Here is a 16,343-nt window from a genome sequence, read left to right as displayed (position 1 = left end):
GACACCGATGGGATTTCTCCAGCGATTAAAAGATGACTTGCGAGCCGGGGTTGCCACGCTGCGCCTGGGGACCGTCCATGCTGCCGGTCGTGCATTAGAGGAGACGGAATTGCTCCGCATGAGGCTGGAGCTCCGCAAGCTCAACCAGCAACTGTCAGATCTATACAAAGACATCGGCGAGCGAGCAATCGACATGAAGGAGCGGGGCGAAACGGCCGAGCGGGTCGTGTATGACGCTGAGATCGTGCGTCTCGTCAAGGAGGTTGGGGTACTCAAGGAGTCGCGAAAGAAACTGGAAGCCGACATGGAAGACATTCGGAACGAGCAATGACCGAGCCTCGTCAGCACGCGCGACGATTTGCCGGTATCGATATCGGTACCCTCACCTGTCGTTTGTTGATTGCGGATCTGGCTCCTGGACAATTTTTTCAAGAAGTCCGATCTGATAGGCGCATTCTCCACCTCGGCGAAGGAGTTGATCAGACCAAGCGCCTGAGTCCAGCCGCAGTGGATCGGGTCATTCACTGTCTACAAGAATGGCGGAAGGTCATCGACGGCTATCATATCGAAGCATCCGCAGTCGTAGCGACAAGCGCGGTGCGTGATGCAGCGAATCGAGATGAGTTTCTTGAACGTGTCGAGCGAGAAACCGGGTTCGCTGTTGAGGTCATTTCAGGTGAGAAAGAAGCGCGGCGGACCTTGCTTGGCATTCGCTCCGGTTTACCGGGTGATGTGACAGACATCCTCGCAGTGGACATCGGTGGCGGAAGTACCGAGTTCATCTTCGATCGCCCAGGACAAAAGCCCATCATGCGATCGATCGATATCGGAGTCGTCCGCCTGTGTGAGCGCATGTTGAGCCACGATCCTCCGACTGATGAGGAAGTACGACAAGCAAGGGAATGGGTTGCACGAGAAACCAAAGCAGCCGTTGCAGACATGGGCGATTATTGGCAATCGACGTTCGTTGGCACCGCTGGTACGATTACCAGTCTCGCTGCCATGGCCCAGAAGCTTTCGACGTACGAACCATCCAGAATCCACAACTATGTGCTCGAACTGAAGACGATTCGAGAACTTGAACACATCCTACTCAGTAGAACCAAGGCTGAGCGAGTAGGTCTGCCGGGGTTGGAACGGAACCGTGAAGAAGTCATCGCCGCCGGCGCGATTATTATTCGGACGATTATGGAGGCGCTTGGACGACAGAGCGTGCTGGTCAGCGATCTAGGGTTACGCGAAGGCGTGCTGATCGACCTCGCGATGAGGCTAGGAGATCCGGAGCCGCAACCTGCATTGCGTCCGACAAGCAACCCATTGAGGTTGATTCCAAGGGAGAACGACACCATGCCTCTCAATGTTGAATGGCTTGTGAACGTGGCGTATGGGACTTGGAAGAATCGCCAGTTTCATGCTTCGTGTATCAACGAAGCGACGACGGGACTCAAGAATCTTGAGGGCTATCGAGGCAAGACGGATGGCCATACCCTCAAGTCGTGCGACGAGTATGCGATGGATGTGCTCGGCCATCGACGCTACGCTCCGTGGCTGTATCTCTATGCCGCAGTGACAGGGAAGTTCAAAAAGGGCTGGATCCCTGACAACTACTTTGGGGCCGTCGTGATTCCCAAATGGCAGGGCGCATATGGGAAGATCGATGAACTGCGCCCCATGAACACGCTCATGTTTCAGAGCCAGGCCTTTCCTGATCTCCTCTCGTACATGAACGGCTTCTTTTTTGACACGACCTACCGGCCTGTGTCGCCGGAATCGGTGAAAGATCTATTGTTTAAGGATCATGATCATGTCGTATTCAAATTGAATAGGTCCATGCGAGGGCGAGGCGTCCATATCTTTGACGCCCAGTCGTTCACTGTGGAGCAGGTCAAAAAGTTGGGGAACGGTCTATTCCAAAGCTTCATCGACCAGCATGCGGCGATGGCGCAATTCGCTCCAGCTTCCGTGGCCACCATCCGGCTGACGACCGTGGTGGAGGAGAACGGAACCGTCTCCGTTCGGGCGTGCAATCTGAGGTTGGGGAGCGGAGCAGACACGCACGTACAATCAAAGAGCCAGATTCTGGTATCAATTGATTTGAAAAGTGGTGCGTTTGGTGATGTCGGTTACACCTCGGACTGGCATGAACTCAGGGCGCACTCAACGAGTCACGTCCCATTTGCCGGAAATATTGTTCCCGCATTTAAAGCCTGTACTCAGACCGTGACTGAACTACATAAGAAGGTTCTCTACGTCCGCTGTATTGGCTGGGATGTCGCAGTAGATCGAGAGAACCATGTCAGAGTGATGGAATGGAACGGGGGCTACCCCGGCCTGAAGTTCAACGAAGCCACGCAAGGACCTTGCTTTGCTGATTTAGGCTGGGAGCGACTAAGAAATGAGCGTGCCAGATAAGTCTAAGAAGCGGCTATGAGATTTATTGTACACATTGAGCTGAGGCCGATTGCGAACGGCTGAGAGCCACGGTTCACTTCTGCGAATACCAGCGATAGCCTTTGTTCTCGGTGAATTGGGCTTTCGGCGCCCCGCCTGGCTTTTCCAGCAGCAGCACTTTGAAGTCCTGGAGACCGAACCATGCAGGATCAGCGAGGTCGTGATAGTGGAGGCCTTCAATCTTGGGGAGCATGTCACCCAAGGTCTGTTGCAACTCCTTCTCGGTATAGGCACGCACCGCAAAGGGGCGGCTAATCGACTGACAGAATCTCTGGATAGTGTACGTCGCGCCGGTGCAGAGGACTTTCGTCTCCGGCTGGAGTCCCAGAAATTGCGGAAGAGAAAGATACCGCTCTTGAAAACCGAGCCAACGTATGGCTTGCCGCAGGTGGCTGTATTGGACTTCGTATTCTGTATGTCCCGGCAGCTTTACGGGCGCGGGCCATCCGTCCTCAATGCCGAACTCGGTGAGAAACGCTCGTCCGCCAGGCTTGAGCACGCGCCACAGCTCGGCGACGAAGCGCATCGGTCCTAAGTTAAAGATCACCGATTCAGGGGGGTCGCTTTCGATCGGGAGGCGGAGCCGTCTGATCCAATCCAGCGCCTCTTGATGTTGTGCAGTTTCTCCGATTCCGCAGATCAGTTCTTTCTTGTCCAGCTGCACTGGTGTCATGTCCGCCATGTTCTCGTTGTCGATCACGAGGTTGATGGAGTGATCGGCGAAGGGGAGCGATTCGGCATTGGCCCGAGCGCCGGAGACATTCCAACCACCGGCTTTGGCTCGAGTGACTTGGAGTTTGAGGAACGGTTGCGCAATGTCGAGCGAGAGGTATGTAACTCCTTGTTTTTCAAAGGGCAACAGGTCCTTGCCAAGCTCCTGCGCGAGGTAGCCAAGTCCCCCGCCGATCTCCAGTAGGACTTTCGGCTTGGGATTAAACCAGCCAAGTCGACGCAGTTGCCGCATGAGGAGCCGCCCGTAGGTCAAGCCAGCCAGTGTTTCGCTCGGTTCACGGAAAAGATGTGAGACGGTGGTTTCGATCAAGTCAAAATGACTGTCATCTTCTTCGCTTTGGCCAAGTTCGTGACGATGGAATTCTTCCAGGTGCTCCTCACCCTCGAACCCTTCCCGCCCCGACCAACCTTCGCGGACCTGTTGCAGAAGGGTATCCCACTTGGCCTTGTGTCGATGGCCTCCTGGTGGGGCAGTCCCGAAATAGCAGAGGGAATAGTTCGGCGTAGCCCATCGTTCAAGGTGCCATAACCCCGGTTGCCCGTCCGGTCCACAGAGCTTCGCGCCATATTGTTCAACGAGCGTACCGACAGTCGTATGGCCGTTCATGGCCTTGAGCATGTCCAGACCGGTGCGGTTCAGCCGGATAAGCGGCAGGTTGTCATCAAGCGGCGCAAGCCACCATTCGTCTGGTTGATGGTGATAGGCAACGAGGTCGGGAATGTGCCAGGCGAGGAGGCTCAGGGTCTCTCCGGTCAAGTTCCAGGGTTCATGGACGGCGGCAGCGGGTTTCATGGCGAGCAACTCTTGGCGATGAGTTCTTGCAGCCTACAGGAGCAATCAGCAATCGTGCAAGATGATGATCGGTGTAGTCACAACTGAGACAATGTTGAGAGATCGTCAGTCACGATCAGCTGACCTCGCATGATGGGATGGATCCCACAGTGATAGAGGTAATGACCGGCCGGCAAGCTCGGCACAGTAAAGTGTCCGCCCGGTGCGATCGTCCCCGAATCGAATAGGCACGGGCTCTCGTCCTTCACGCAGTCATTGTGAGTGACGGTATGGTGGGTCGGTGTCGGATTATCCCAGCGAATGGGTGTGCCGCTGGCCACGGTGGCGGTGGCAGGAACGTAATAAGGTGATCCGTTCTCCATGAGAATCTGCGTGGTTGTCGAAAGGTTGAGGGCCGGCACACCTGCGGCGGCTCCGATCCCTAGGGCAATCGTCACGAGGCGTACTCGGATCACGGCGGGGTTAATCCTTGCCAGACGGTTTGTTCGTAAGAGCCGGGGACGAAGAGGATTCAGGCTCGTTTTCGAGGCGCTCTGACCATAATAGCATGGGATTGAGGCGGAGCGTTCGGGAATCCTTCCACCTTGCTCATCTGCTGGCAAGATCCTTCTCCTTTTGGGTCCGTTGAAAGCCGGAAATGGCCGATCGATGGAAATCAAGATCGGGGTGGTTGCAAGAGCCCGTTCGTTCATGCTAGATGGAGGCCGTTGCGCCGCGCTGAAACGAAGAGGAGGAATCGGAATGGCGAACAAGAAGAAAAAAACCGTAGCGAAACAATCGTCGCGGGCGAAAAAAGCGGCACCGTCGCCGAAGAAGAAGGCGGTCAAGAAAACCGTGAAAAAGCGTGCGGCTGTCAAAGTATCCAAATCGGCTTCGAAGAAAAAGCCCGCCAAGAAAGCGGCCGGCAAAGGTGTGAAGAAGGCCGCGCCCAAGGCCAGTCCACCGAGCGCATCCGCTAAGAAATTCGCTGGTGAAGAGGATGTGGCTCCACCCAAGTCCGTGGCAGTTAAACCGGCCATGCCCATGGAACCGGGGGAGGCCGATCTCGACGATGAGGATGACATCGTCAGCGATGACCTGGAGATGGAGGGCGAGATCGAAGAAGACGACGTCCAAGAAGAATTGGACCTCGACGCCGATGACGACAGAGACACGCTTATTGATAAGTCCGACGATTTGTTGGACGACGATTACCGACACAGCTGATACTCGTCCTTTAGTGATCGTCCCGGCTGCATCTATCATGCGTCCCGTTCGATGCAATTCACCATTGGCGGAAGCAAGGGACGTTAGGTCTGCGTTGATTGCCTCTACACACCGCCGTTGAAACCGATTCACTCCAGCGGCGGTGTCTCATTAGCTCCAGAACATTTTGGTGCTTTCCCCTTTGCAATACGGACAGGATCTTGCTTCGCCTTTGCTTATGTGGAACAGATGTCGGGCTTTGGAAACGGAGATGGTCCCGTTGGTATGTGGCAATGGCGATTGTAAGCGCCCTTATGGCAACTCCACCCGAAGCCGATGCTGTGTGCGTTGCCGAGACACCCGCGAGGGGAATTGACGCCGGTCTTGTGCTCCATCTTTCGTCCACCTGTACGCCGGCTGAGCGGGAAGCCCATGCGGTGCCTGGCGAAGCAATCATGGATGCGATCGCCAAGGGGCGTCCCGTCGATCTTCGTGGTGTGATTGTGCGCGGCGATCTTAGCTTCGATCACCTTGCTGTACAGGCAACGTCACGCTCACCGTTACCGACGCCGGAGATAACGAACCAAGAAGATCGTATCGGTGGCGACGGACAGCGACTCGTTCGCAAAGCACTGAGCCTAAGAGATTCCCTGGTATTGGGCGCAGTGCGCCATCGGTCAGCTGACAGCGCGCTTCGGTTTGAAGGACCGGTGAACTTTTCCCGGTCCCATTTCAGGGAGGGAGTAGATCTCTCGCGGTCAATCTTTCATGAACAAGTCGAACTATCCGCCGCCACGTTTGATAAGGAAACTTATTTCGTTCAGGGACAGTTCGTCCGGCAGATGGACTGTCGTGAGACCAAGTTTGGTTCCAGCACTAGATTTCATCAATCGACGTTTCGAGGTTCGGTGGACTGTACCGGGGCGCTTTTCGACGGCATGGCAGAATTTCTAGAAGTGACTTTCGAGCAACCGGCTACGTTCGAGCGATCGAGGTTCGGCATGGGGACCGGATTTTCCGGGAGTCGCTTCAAAAGTCGAGTCAGCTTCAGTGAAGCGATCTTCAGCCGGGAGACTTTTTTTGGGTTTGCGGCCTTTGAAAATGAGGCGGTATTTTCCGCTGCTCAGTTTCTAGGATCAGTGGATTTCTCAAACGCTGAATTCAGCCAACAAGACGACCTTGCAAAGGCACGTTTCGATCAAGCACCGCTTCTAGCCCGAACAAAGCGTCCTGACTCAGCGCAGCCTGTCGGCTTGTTTCAGGCCAGTAATGGACAGTATGCTCTCACCTTAGCCTTTCTGATCGTGGCTGCCTTGCTTGTCGCATATGCCGTAAGACTCAAATGAAGAGTAGTTGAAGAACATTCGATTGTCCCCAATATATAGGTTCAGGCTTGCCCGTTCCCCCATAAGTTGATATAACGACGTCGTGGACTCACAGGCCGAGGATTTTGAACAAATCGAGCTTCCGTACCAGGTCCGCATCGAAAATTTCGAGGGACCATTGGATTTACTGCTGCATCTCATCAAGAAGAATGAGATCAACATCTACGACATCCCCGTCGCGATAATTGCCCAACAGTACCTTGAGTATTTGGAAGCCATGGAGGAACTCAACCTCAACGTGGCGGGTGATTTTTTAGTCATGGCCGCGACGTTATTGCAGATCAAGTCCAGAATGCTGTTGCCGGCGGATGAGGTGGCCGACGACGACGAAGATGGGCCGGACCCACGAGAAGAACTCGTTCGACGCTTGCTCGAATACAAGACTTTCAAAGAGGCGGCACGTCAGCTCGACCGGCAGGAAACGCTGTGGCGCGAGATCTTTTGGCATGAGCACGCTCAATCAGTCGAAGAAGTTGAGGAGGATCTCCCATTAGAGAACGTCTCGCTGTTCGACCTCGTCGATGCGCTTAAAGAAGTGCTGGAACGGAATCCGGGTAGCAAGCTCATCGAGATTGTTCTCGACAATCTCACGGTTCGCGAGCGGATGAACCTCGTTCTGGAAATGCTCGAAGGCAAAGAATCGGTCTCGTTTGCGGCACTGTTCGAGGGATCGTGCCATCGAATGGTGGTCGTTGTGACGTTCCTGGCGTTACTTGAATTAATGCGATTGCGTGTTGTTCGTGTATTCCAAGGGGAAACATTCGGACCGATTCTGCTTTCAAGGACGTTCTCGTTAGTGCCCGATCCGGCAGAGCTTGATGATGTCGATCTAGAATGGAGGGGAGCATGACTCCACTGATGGTGGATGTGGTTCATCCTGTGCCGGAAGCCGACGCCATGAGTATCGGTGAGATGAATGGATCGACTCATGACCAGAGCTTCGACGACAATCTGGTACAAGGGCTGGGCGAGCTCCAGGCGATTCTGGAAGCGTTGCTTTTCGTTTCGTCCGAACCGCTGTCCTTGACGCGTCTTGTGTCCGTGATGGGGAACGTGTCGAAGGTTGAAGTGGAAGAGGCGTTACGACATCTCGGTCAGGTGCTTGAGCAGGAAGGGCGCGGAGTGCGACTGGCTGTCGTCGCTGGCGGGTATCGTCTTGTCACAAAGCAGGACTACGGCTCTTGGATCAAGAAGCTGGACAAGGCCAAGACGGCGGCAAAACTCTCCAGATCCGCGCTGGAGTCATTGGCGATCATTGCCTACAAGCAACCGCTGGTGCGGTCGGAGATCGAAGAAATCCGTGGGGTGGAAACCTCCGGTGTACTGCGCACGCTGTTGGAGCGAAAACTGGTGAGAATCGTCGGACGTAAGGAAGTCCCCGGCCGTCCAATCATGTATGGAACGACCAAATTTTTTCTTGAACATTTTGGCTTGAGCGATCTCTCGCAGCTCCCCCCACTTCGGGAATTCAAGGAACTGGGTGAGGCAGAACAATCACTTCTTCCGATGGCGGATAGGGATGTTCTGGCTGAGGGCGGAGCGATCGAGACTCTCACGGCAGCTGAGGAACCTTCACCGGACCAAGAACTTCAAACGTTTGCCCCTCTCGATGAGGTATTGGATCCTCTCCCTACCGCTCCATAGCCAACGAATTCCCCTGTGAGATCAGGATGGTACGCCCCGTTTTCGAACTGGCCTCCTGCTCCTCCACATCCGCTTGCCACCTAGAGATTTGAAGATCTGAGATCGGCCGCATTGGCGGTGCGGAGCGACCAGGCTAATCCAAGAAGTGAAAGCGAAAAAATAAGCCATTTCGATGGATCAAAATTATACCAGCGCGGGCCGTTTCGGTAGTCGCTTTGATGGGTGTGGTGATAGTTGTGGTACCCCTCGCCGAAGGTCAAGAGCGAAACCAGCCAGCTATCGCGACTGGAATCCGCTTGACTATGCGGTTGGCTCCCCCAGAGATGACAAACGGAATTGATGCAAAAGGTCGAATTCAGCACGGCAAAGGTTCGACCGACGCCAGCCAGCATAAAACAGCCAATCCCAGCGTCTAACCCACCGTAGAGAAAGCCCACGAGGAACGGGAATGCCAAACCTGAGAGGACGATAGCCGTATAGTAGCGATGTTGCCACATCACGACCGGATCTTGCCGGAGCCGAGTCGCGTATTTCTCATCCGAGTAGCGCTGGTCGGAGAAGAGCCATCCGCAGTGGCTGTGCCAGAATCCTAGTCGAGCGTTGTAGGGATCGGCGTCTTGGTCGCAGGCAGCATGGTGGCGAATATGGTCGGCTCCCCACCGCAGAGCCGATTGTTGCAGCGCCCATCCCCCGGCGATGAGTAATCCAGCCTTGACCCAATCGGGGCACATGAAACTCCTGTGCGAAATCAAGCGATGGTAGCCGACCGTAATGCCTAGTCCGCTGATGATGTAGAGGAGACCAAACATGGTCCAGTCCACCCAGGTGTAGCCATAGACGATGCCGAATGCCGGCACTCCAATAAGGGCGCTCGCCACAATCAGACTGAATAGGAATACTGTCACGTAGACAGGATAGGTACGCCGCAGCACGCTGGCGGATTGTGAAGATGGTGCCATAAGTGAGTATGCAGGAGGGACTATGCTCTATTCACTCAGATGTTGAGACTATGCCGTAGTTGCCATTCAGACATCGGGCGCGATGATCCGAGCAATGTGACTTTGTGTACTTTATCAGGACATGGCAGAAATAGCTACCACTGAAAAGCCCTGTATAGCTTGCACATCATGCTGCTGAACCATCCGCACAACATCACCGGACAGATCACGCCCAACATCAACCGGACACCTCGGCATGCCATCAACAGGAGAAATATGCAGACGAGGGCATATCAAGGACCGGCAGATGGATATCGATGCTCTGCTTCAGGAAGATACTGCGGAACCACAGTTCGACTCCCAAAATCATCCAGAGCGATGCGACATAAAATCGATAGCCCTCGTCTCCCCTTCTGTAACAGTTCGCCATGAGCTGGTAGTCGGCCCACACCTTACCACCATCAACCCATCCCATAGAGGAAACGGACAATGAACGGAATATGGCCATCATCGGTTCGGCGATGAGCGTATGGGCAAAGATACAGGAGAAGTCAGCCTTGTCGACTCTCTCGCGTACCGATACGGGGAGCATTTCTCCAAGGGCGTGACGCAGAATGAACTTGGGCCTGTTCCGCCACCGTTGCTCTTCCGGCAAAGCAAGAGCAAATTCGATGAGCCGTCGATCGTTGAATGGATGACGGTTTTCCAGGCCGAAGGAGGACGAAGCGCGTTCATCCATTTCGATTCCGTGGACACCGAGACCGTGTATCGTCGATCGGAATAGGTCTTGCTGTGCATAGCTGCAATCAGGAGGGACGTAGGAAGCCTGGCGAAGGCGTTCCTGCATCTGCGTTCGGCGCCACATTGCCGGCAACATCCAGTCCGGCATGCTCGTTCGTCCGAGGAGCCGTTTGACAAGAGTTCGACATGATTGTGGAATCAGCGGCAGGAGACCGAATTGCACAAGAGGGAGGGAGAACAGGTCATATGAGAGCTGTTCACAGTGCCACTGGTGATCGCCTCGCAGGCGTCGGAGCAACGATCTCAACTTGAGTTTGCGCAAGAGATCGGCGTAGTGAAAGAAGCTTCCGGTCAGCCATTCATCTCCCCCGGACCCTGTCAGCAGCACGCGACAGCCCTGTCGTTGTGCCGAGCGCCGAAGCGGGGCGTTCATGATGCCGTTGGGATGGTCGGGAAAATCCTGATAGCGGAGCACGTCTTGCACAAAGTCACCCAGGCTTGGCGTCTCTGGGGTGACGTGGTGCGAAAGGAAGGAACCCTGTGCGACGACGTCGTCGATGTATGGGCGTTCATCGCAGGGCAAGCCAGGAAAAATAAGGGAGAATGTCTGGAAGAGATCGTGATCTTGAGGCTGTTGCCGACAGACTGCCTGAAGGGCACTCACCACGGATGAGGAGTCGAGACCTCCGCTCAATTCAAGGCCGATAGGCCTGTGACTGCGAAGGCGGCAGCGTACGGCTTTTTCGAAGAGATCGAGAAAATGCCGGGCATAGTCGTCGTCGTTCAGGTATCTAATCCGGCGCCCCGGGTCGAACGTCCAATATCGCCTTGTCTCGATCCGACCAGCCCGGACAATGAGGATATGAGCCGGCTCAAGCCGGGAGATCCCTTCGTACAGGGTTTCGGCATTCGTGACGACCATGCTGCTCAGAAATTCAGCGATCATCGCCTCGTTTGGCCGTCGGGGAACGGCGGCACGCTCGAAGAACGGCGGAATCTCCGATGCCCAATAGAAACTGGCTCCGTACAGACAATAGTAAAAAGGTTTCAACCCCAGAATATCTCGTGCACAGAACAGCTGTCGACGTGGTCCGTCCCAGATCACCAGGGCAAAGTCGCCGACGACCTGTTCCGGACAATGTTCACCCCAGCGCTGATATGCACGAAGCATCAGTTCCGCGTCGGTGTCGGTGCGAAGATGAACGCCGGCGCTACGGAAGGAAAGGAGGAGGTCTTCGCGATTGTCTATCCGTCCATCCAATGCCAAACAAATAGTTCCGGACTCATCCAGCCACGGTTGACGTTCATAGACCGACTCCGGCGTGGTCTGGAGCATTGCGTGGCCGATGCCGATTGGACCGTTGACCCAGCAATCTGACGCATCGGGCCCTCGGTGGGCCACCTGGTAGGTCATACGCTCCAGAAGGGCAAGTTCAACAGGTCTGCCGTCGAGGTGATAGATCCCGACGAGACCGCTCATGCGGGCCACCGGAACATGAGTGCATAGCGGTTTACCAACGAGAATGTGTCGCCCAACAGGACGCCATCTTGCTCAACCCAAGCATGTCCCTCCAGCTGAGTCTGGTTCTTGCTGACCCCGAGACAAATTGAGACTGGCTGGCGTCTCGCTCGCAATAACCAGAAGAGCAGCAACGTGCGTGGAAGACAGCGACTGTTTCTGTGGCTCACCGCTGCTGCCATATCGGCCAACACTACCAATCGATCTGTCGCGCAGTGCGCATGGGGCGTGAGAATACGACCAAGTGGAGAGGAGGAGGCAGCGCGTGATATGAAGGACGCAATAAGGTGAAGGGGAACACAGGAGAGGGCGACTCGCAGACCAAGTGACAACGCGGTCAATTGCAGGAGGAGCGCCTGTTCGATCAGGGGTAAATCAGCGAGCCGGCGGAGTTTGCTCAGCATCGGTCGTCAGCAACCTTTTGGCTAAGAGCTGATCAATCAAAGCCGTAACGTCCTTTTCAAGCCGTGGGGCATCCACATCATACTCGGCGAGGAGGGTATCGATGGCCGATGAGGTCGAACCCTGTTCGGCAATAAGGTTCCATATACGAGTGCCCACGGCATCCAGTCCGAAATAGGTCCCGGTTTCGAGATTCAATAAGACGGACTCGCCAGCCAATTCACGAAATACCACATTGTGCGCAATACGAAGGTGCATGGAACCTCATCCCTGCCCTTAAGAGCTGCGGCTCACACGATAGTCACCGGTAACTAACCTGTCAAGATGTCTGCGGCGGCATGAGCGGCGTGGACGTGACAGCGAGGCCGAGCGGTTCTACAGCAACTTCGCCAACAGTGCGGCAGCTTCACTTGCTCCGGTCGCGGGCGGAGGCGCGGTTGTTGGTGGGAGATCCAAGACCTCTTTGAGCGCTGCCGGCCACCGGCCCTGTGTGAAGTCGCTCATGGAGAGTTCGACGCCTCTTCCATACCGATGCAAATAGTCCACCAGCGGCTGTTCGTCGGCGAAGTTGTACCGCCGTACATAGATCATGGGAGTCTGTAATGCGACAGCTTCGGCCAAGGTTCCATAGCCTGGTTTGGTCATGATGACATCGACCGAGGCCATCACCGTTTTGAACGAGGGTAGCAGAGATTTGGTGGAGATGAATCGCCTGCTCTCAGACGGGACAGAACCATCGAAGAGAAAACGGTAGCCGCTCAGCGACTCCAATTTTCTAAAAGGGAGTGACTCCAGCGGAATCCCGCCAAAACCGACAAGCACCGTCCGTTCCCCTGGTTCAAGGGACAGAAGTCCGGCGAGTTGCTTGCGCGCCGGAGGCGCCGGTTCGGCGATAGGTCCAATATCGACGAATCGCGAAAAGCCTGCCATCTTGGGGGAGGGTGTGATTCGCAGAGCAAGATCGGCTTGGCCATAGGCATGTCGAATCGCCTGAATGATCGGACGGGCGTCGATCGATGAGGGAGCGACGTACTGGGATAGAACGAGGTCCCAGGTAAAACTGACGAGCGCGACCGACGGAATGGCAGCTAGCTTTCCAGCGGCAAGCGCGAGGTATGGGGTATCGGCCAGAACCATATCTGGATGAGCCACCAGCATGGCTGCGACCTCGGTCCGAAGCCGATCGTCCCACGTCCTGTGGAACCGCTGGTGTTCATCCCAGGTCGCCTCCATGTCGATTGTCATAGGCCCGTCTTGGACGCAACCGACGTCTTGTTGGACGGGGCTCATTTCCCATGGAATTGTAAGCCGATCCACGAAAAATGTAGTTGGGACGGTGGTACGTAGAAGAACACGCAGGTTGGGCACAAGGCGGCCCAACGCATTGAGCACAGGCACGACTTGGGCGGCATGACCAAATCCATGTCCTGAGATTGCAGCCCAGATCAGCGGCATGCGAAGTACGAAGTACAAAGTGAAACCCGCTTCGCCGACTCAGCGAGGCGAGCGTGAAACGCGAGAAAACCGCAGAATAGTACGGGAAAGGACACCTGTGCCTTTCGCCTATCGATCGCCCTACGTGGTTCAACTGCTGGAGTGGTCCGATTCCATCGGGGTAATGTTGTACATCAGCTCAAGATCGAACTCTTCAATCAATTCATTGAATGCTCCCGCTCCCATATCGGAGCGAACTTCTGCCATGACGAGGTCAATGGCGGGGGCAGCATGTTGTCCATATTGGGTGATGGCTGAGTCGATCCGTTTCCTGGCATCCTCGAGGTTCACGCAGAGCCTCCTTTATGATATGGGCTCCTTCATAGTGAGCATAGCAGCTCCTGCATCTCCGGCACCAGGTCCTTGCCACCGTTGGATCGTCCAGAAAGTACCGCCTCTATCCCGGCTGCAAGAATAGGCTTGGCCTCGCCGTTCCTTCCCAGTCTGATCAACGCCCGTCCTAACATCAGATGAGAGACAGCATGCGTCGGATCCAATTGTGTGGCGACAGTAAGATGCTCGACAGCTTCTTCGACGCTGCCGTTCTCCTGAAGGATCTTATTCCCGAGTCCATAGCGGCCGAGGAATCCATTAGGATTCTTGGCGACCATTTGACGAAAAGTGTCAATGTCCATCGATCGTGGTTCCAGTGCTCAGGCGGTACTATACCACTGGAACGGCATCATCAGCCAGATGAGACGTTGGTTGGAGGGACTCCAGTCTTCTTATGGGATTGTGGTCGTCGCGATGGGAACAAGAGAACGCGTGGGTTGTGTGGACGCGGGTCGTTTGGCTTTCACAGTCACGGTGCGAATACCGGTGTCTGGGAGCGGTGCACTGCTGGCCAGATAGAGCTTGGTATCACGAACAAGTTGCGCTGTCAGGTCGGTGAGACAGGCTTCCGTCACGTGTCCCTTGAGCTCATCGAGCATGACGGGCGTGGCGCCGAACAACTTGTAATACACCGTACCGGAGGAGCGAGCTTCATAGCGCGCGATGTGGCCGTCCCAACGTTCGAGCTCAAGGGCGACGCTCGCGGCATACCCATATTCCAGATCGATGAACGGTGAGAGGAGAAACATGGATCCCCCGATGACGATGCCTTTGAAGGCCGAACCCCAGGAATGAGGCTCGATGGTTTCATCGACGGTGATGCGCGCCGAGACGAGCTTGTCTCCGAGCGAATCGGACCTTGTCCCCAGAGGCATTAATGTCGAAAACAGACTGGTTTCTTGGATGCTGCTTAAGATCCGCCGTTCGAGGTCGATGGAAGGATATTGCGACGCCCCGTTTCTTGAGAGCCGAAATGAATTCGTCACGAGCGGGACCCGCTCATCATCGGGCAGCGAGTGCGTAATAGTCTCTTGGAGACCGACTGAGGGTGGGTTGACGTCGATCCATCGGGTGCATCCCGTCATACCGCACAGCATGACCCCTCCAAGACTCAGGACCGACCATCGCAACCCATTCATTGTCATGATCATCGTCTCCTCAGAAATAGAATGAAAACCCGCCGAAGGGCAGGCTTGCATTCAGCCCAAGATTTGGGTATGCCGTACCGGCGTTGGAGATATGGTTGAAGCGGTAACCGACATTGAGGGCGAGGCGTGGCGTGAAAAACCATGAAACTCCCACCCCCCCTGTCAGCATGAAGTTGAATTCAGTGGCTTCTTCGCGAACACGTCCGCCAAGATCCGTCCAGAATGGCCCACCGGCGAATTCCACGTACGGGCGGATACGACCCAAGGCGACGAAGGTGTACTTGATTCTCGGTGTAAAACCGACGCCGTGTGTCAGAAGGGGTTCTTGGAACTCTACGTAGACCATCTCCGCACCAAGTGAGACCTGTCCTCGGTACCAGCTATCGCCGACGGGATCGGTGAGCGTCATCATCCATGACGGCATCAGCGCCGGTCCCTGCTGTTGGGTTGTGTGACGGTCGGTCAGCAGGTGGCCGAACAAATAGCCGGCGGTGAGTCCGACTTCCTGAGTGCCGACAGTGATCGTGGGGGAGATGTCTGCAGCCTGGACGAAGGACGCCGTCATCATCGTTCCGAATACCAGGACACTGAATCGTCGAGCGAGCGAAGCCATCCTGTCTCCACGTCAATATCCTGTCGGCTTGTGTGCGGTGAAACTTGATCAACAGGCGTCCAGGTGTGCTGCTTCAAACGTAGCAGAGGATCGGATTCTGTCCAGAAGGTCGCGCAGTTCGGAGTGATCGGAAATGAAAGAACGTGGACGACGGTCAAAACGGACGGAGCGGATGGAGTTCACGGGTGATAGGACTATCCGGATGGACCAAGCTTGGAGAGGTGGGCGGAGTCGGCTTGAAGCTCCGGCAACGCATAGCGTTCGTCGAGCGCCACCACACGCGCGAGACAGCGCTGAGCGGAGACAGCATCCTGGCTGGTCTCGTAAACCTTGGCGAGAAGGCGGAGCACCGCCGCCTCCGCCGGCTCATTGCCGAGCTTGATGTAGTGCTCCGAGGCGTTGTTCAAGCAGCGTTCAGCTCTGGTGAGGTCTCCCTGGTCGAGATAGCATTTGCCGAGTTGGCTATAGGTAACGGCAAGCCCTTCTTCGTTGCCGACCGTCCGGTGATGATCGAGGGCTTGTTTGAATGACGCAACAGCTTGATCCCACTGGCCCTCACGAGCCTCTTGCAGCGCGAGGTTGTTGTACAGAATGCCGAGGCCGCGGTGGTCTTGTAATTGGTGCAGAAGATCCAAGGCCTCGAGATAGTACGGACGTGCTTTCACCGGATAGTCGGATGCGATATGCAGGTTGCCGAGGTTGACCAAGGTATGGGCCACGGCGGTGAGATTACACTCGGTCCGTTGGATCTGGAGAACCTCTCGATAACACTGTTCCGCACGTGAAAAATCGTTCATGAGTGCGCAGGTGTTGCCGAGGTTCCCAAGAGAATCCGACAGCGCTTGCTGACTGCCGACAGTCCGATCATCGGCCACAGCTGCTTCCCAGGCTACGCGGGCCTGGACCAGGTCGCCACGATGAAGGAAAATCCGCGCGCGATGTTTGTGATCGTCAGACATGGAAAC

18 protein-coding genes are annotated in these 16,343 nt (G+C 55.5%); 6 read left to right on the top strand and 12 right to left on the bottom strand.

Features of this window, described 5'->3' with window-relative positions; translation table 11 throughout:
- Positions 1-7 precede the first annotated feature (7 nt).
- Together P0119_17850 and P0119_17845 are read left to right on the top strand one after the other, a co-directional pair.
- A complete protein-coding gene (locus tag P0119_17850) occupies positions 8-331 on the top strand; it encodes a hypothetical protein (GenBank protein MDF0667910.1) in 324 nt (107 codons plus the stop codon).
- Positions 328-2,412 carry a sugar-transfer associated ATP-grasp domain-containing protein gene (locus P0119_17845; GenBank protein ID MDF0667909.1) on the top strand — a complete coding sequence of 695 codons (2,085 nt, stop codon included), beginning with the start codon at positions 328-330 and terminating at the stop codon, positions 2,410-2,412. Before P0119_17850 ends, P0119_17845 begins: the two co-directional genes overlap by 4 nt.
- 73 nt (positions 2,413-2,485) lie before the next feature.
- On the opposite strand, the gene P0119_17840 is transcribed toward P0119_17845, so the two are convergent.
- The gene (locus tag P0119_17840; protein MDF0667908.1) at positions 2,486-3,976 is read right to left on the bottom strand and encodes a methyltransferase domain-containing protein; all 1,491 of its coding nucleotides are present in this window, start codon (positions 3,974-3,976) and stop codon (positions 2,486-2,488) included.
- Between the two features lie 77 nt (positions 3,977-4,053).
- Entirely contained in the window at positions 4,054-4,431 is a 378-nt protein-coding gene (locus P0119_17835) for a cupredoxin domain-containing protein (protein ID MDF0667907.1), read from the bottom strand.
- Between the two features lie 286 nt (positions 4,432-4,717).
- Between P0119_17835 and P0119_17830 the strand changes: the two genes are divergently transcribed.
- The 4 genes from P0119_17830 to scpB all read left to right on the top strand — a co-directional run bounded on the left by P0119_17830 (position 4,718) and on the right by scpB (position 8,190).
- Positions 4,718-5,182 carry a hypothetical protein gene (locus P0119_17830; protein ID MDF0667906.1) on the top strand — a complete coding sequence of 155 codons (465 nt, stop codon included), beginning with the start codon at positions 4,718-4,720 and terminating at the stop codon, positions 5,180-5,182.
- 293 nt (positions 5,183-5,475) lie between these two features.
- Entirely contained in the window at positions 5,476-6,507 is a 1,032-nt protein-coding gene (locus P0119_17825; GenBank protein MDF0667905.1) for a hypothetical protein, read from the top strand.
- 82 nt (positions 6,508-6,589) lie between these two features.
- Complete coding sequence (locus tag P0119_17820; GenBank protein ID MDF0667904.1) at positions 6,590-7,396, top strand: segregation/condensation protein A; 807 nt, start codon at positions 6,590-6,592, stop codon at positions 7,394-7,396.
- Positions 7,393-8,190, top strand: a complete 798-nt coding sequence (gene scpB / locus P0119_17815) for an SMC-Scp complex subunit ScpB (protein ID MDF0667903.1) — start codon at positions 7,393-7,395, stop codon at positions 8,188-8,190. The genes P0119_17820 and scpB overlap by 4 nt, the downstream gene beginning before the upstream one ends.
- Positions 8,191-8,270: 80 nt before the next feature.
- On the opposite strand, the gene P0119_17810 is transcribed toward scpB, so the two are convergent.
- From P0119_17810 to P0119_17765, 10 genes are all read right to left on the bottom strand, one after another.
- Positions 8,271-9,149: a fatty acid desaturase gene (locus P0119_17810; protein MDF0667902.1), complete on the bottom strand. Its 879-nt coding sequence runs from the start codon at positions 9,147-9,149 to the stop codon at positions 8,271-8,273.
- Between the two features lie 241 nt (positions 9,150-9,390).
- On the bottom strand, positions 9,391-11,349 hold the full coding sequence (gene asnB / locus P0119_17805; GenBank protein ID MDF0667901.1) for an asparagine synthase (glutamine-hydrolyzing): 1,959 nt from the start codon (positions 11,347-11,349) through the stop codon (positions 9,391-9,393).
- Entirely contained in the window at positions 11,346-11,792 is a 447-nt protein-coding gene (locus tag P0119_17800) for a lasso peptide biosynthesis B2 protein (GenBank protein MDF0667900.1), read from the bottom strand. The genes asnB and P0119_17800 overlap by 4 nt, the downstream gene beginning before the upstream one ends.
- On the bottom strand, positions 11,764-12,048 hold the full coding sequence (locus P0119_17795; protein MDF0667899.1) for a PqqD family protein: 285 nt from the start codon (positions 12,046-12,048) through the stop codon (positions 11,764-11,766). Before P0119_17795 ends, P0119_17800 begins: the two co-directional genes overlap by 29 nt.
- A 117-nt stretch (positions 12,049-12,165) precedes the next feature.
- Positions 12,166-13,245 carry a hypothetical protein gene (locus P0119_17790; GenBank protein ID MDF0667898.1) on the bottom strand — a complete coding sequence of 360 codons (1,080 nt, stop codon included), beginning with the start codon at positions 13,243-13,245 and terminating at the stop codon, positions 12,166-12,168.
- A 129-nt stretch (positions 13,246-13,374) separates the two neighbouring features.
- Positions 13,375-13,575, bottom strand: coding sequence for a hypothetical protein (locus P0119_17785; GenBank protein ID MDF0667897.1), 201 nt, complete (start codon positions 13,573-13,575; stop codon positions 13,375-13,377).
- A 29-nt stretch (positions 13,576-13,604) separates the two neighbouring features.
- Positions 13,605-13,919 (bottom strand): tetratricopeptide repeat protein, encoded by a 315-nt coding sequence (locus P0119_17780; GenBank protein MDF0667896.1) that lies wholly within the window; start codon positions 13,917-13,919, stop codon positions 13,605-13,607.
- A 90-nt stretch (positions 13,920-14,009) separates the two neighbouring features.
- A complete protein-coding gene (locus tag P0119_17775) occupies positions 14,010-14,762 on the bottom strand; it encodes a hypothetical protein (protein ID MDF0667895.1) in 753 nt (250 codons plus the stop codon).
- A 13-nt stretch (positions 14,763-14,775) separates the two neighbouring features.
- Positions 14,776-15,378: an acyloxyacyl hydrolase gene (locus P0119_17770; protein MDF0667894.1), complete on the bottom strand. Its 603-nt coding sequence runs from the start codon at positions 15,376-15,378 to the stop codon at positions 14,776-14,778.
- A gap of 194 nt (positions 15,379-15,572) precedes the next feature.
- A complete protein-coding gene (locus P0119_17765; GenBank protein MDF0667893.1) occupies positions 15,573-16,337 on the bottom strand; it encodes a tetratricopeptide repeat protein in 765 nt (254 codons plus the stop codon).
- Positions 16,338-16,343: the final 6 nt, after the last annotated feature.

Source organism: Nitrospira sp. (assembly GCA_029194665.1).
Lineage (GTDB): Bacteria > Nitrospirota > Nitrospiria > Nitrospirales > Nitrospiraceae > Nitrospira_D.
Note: the sequence above shows the minus strand (reverse complement) of the source record. Positions and strands in the feature narration are given on the sequence as shown.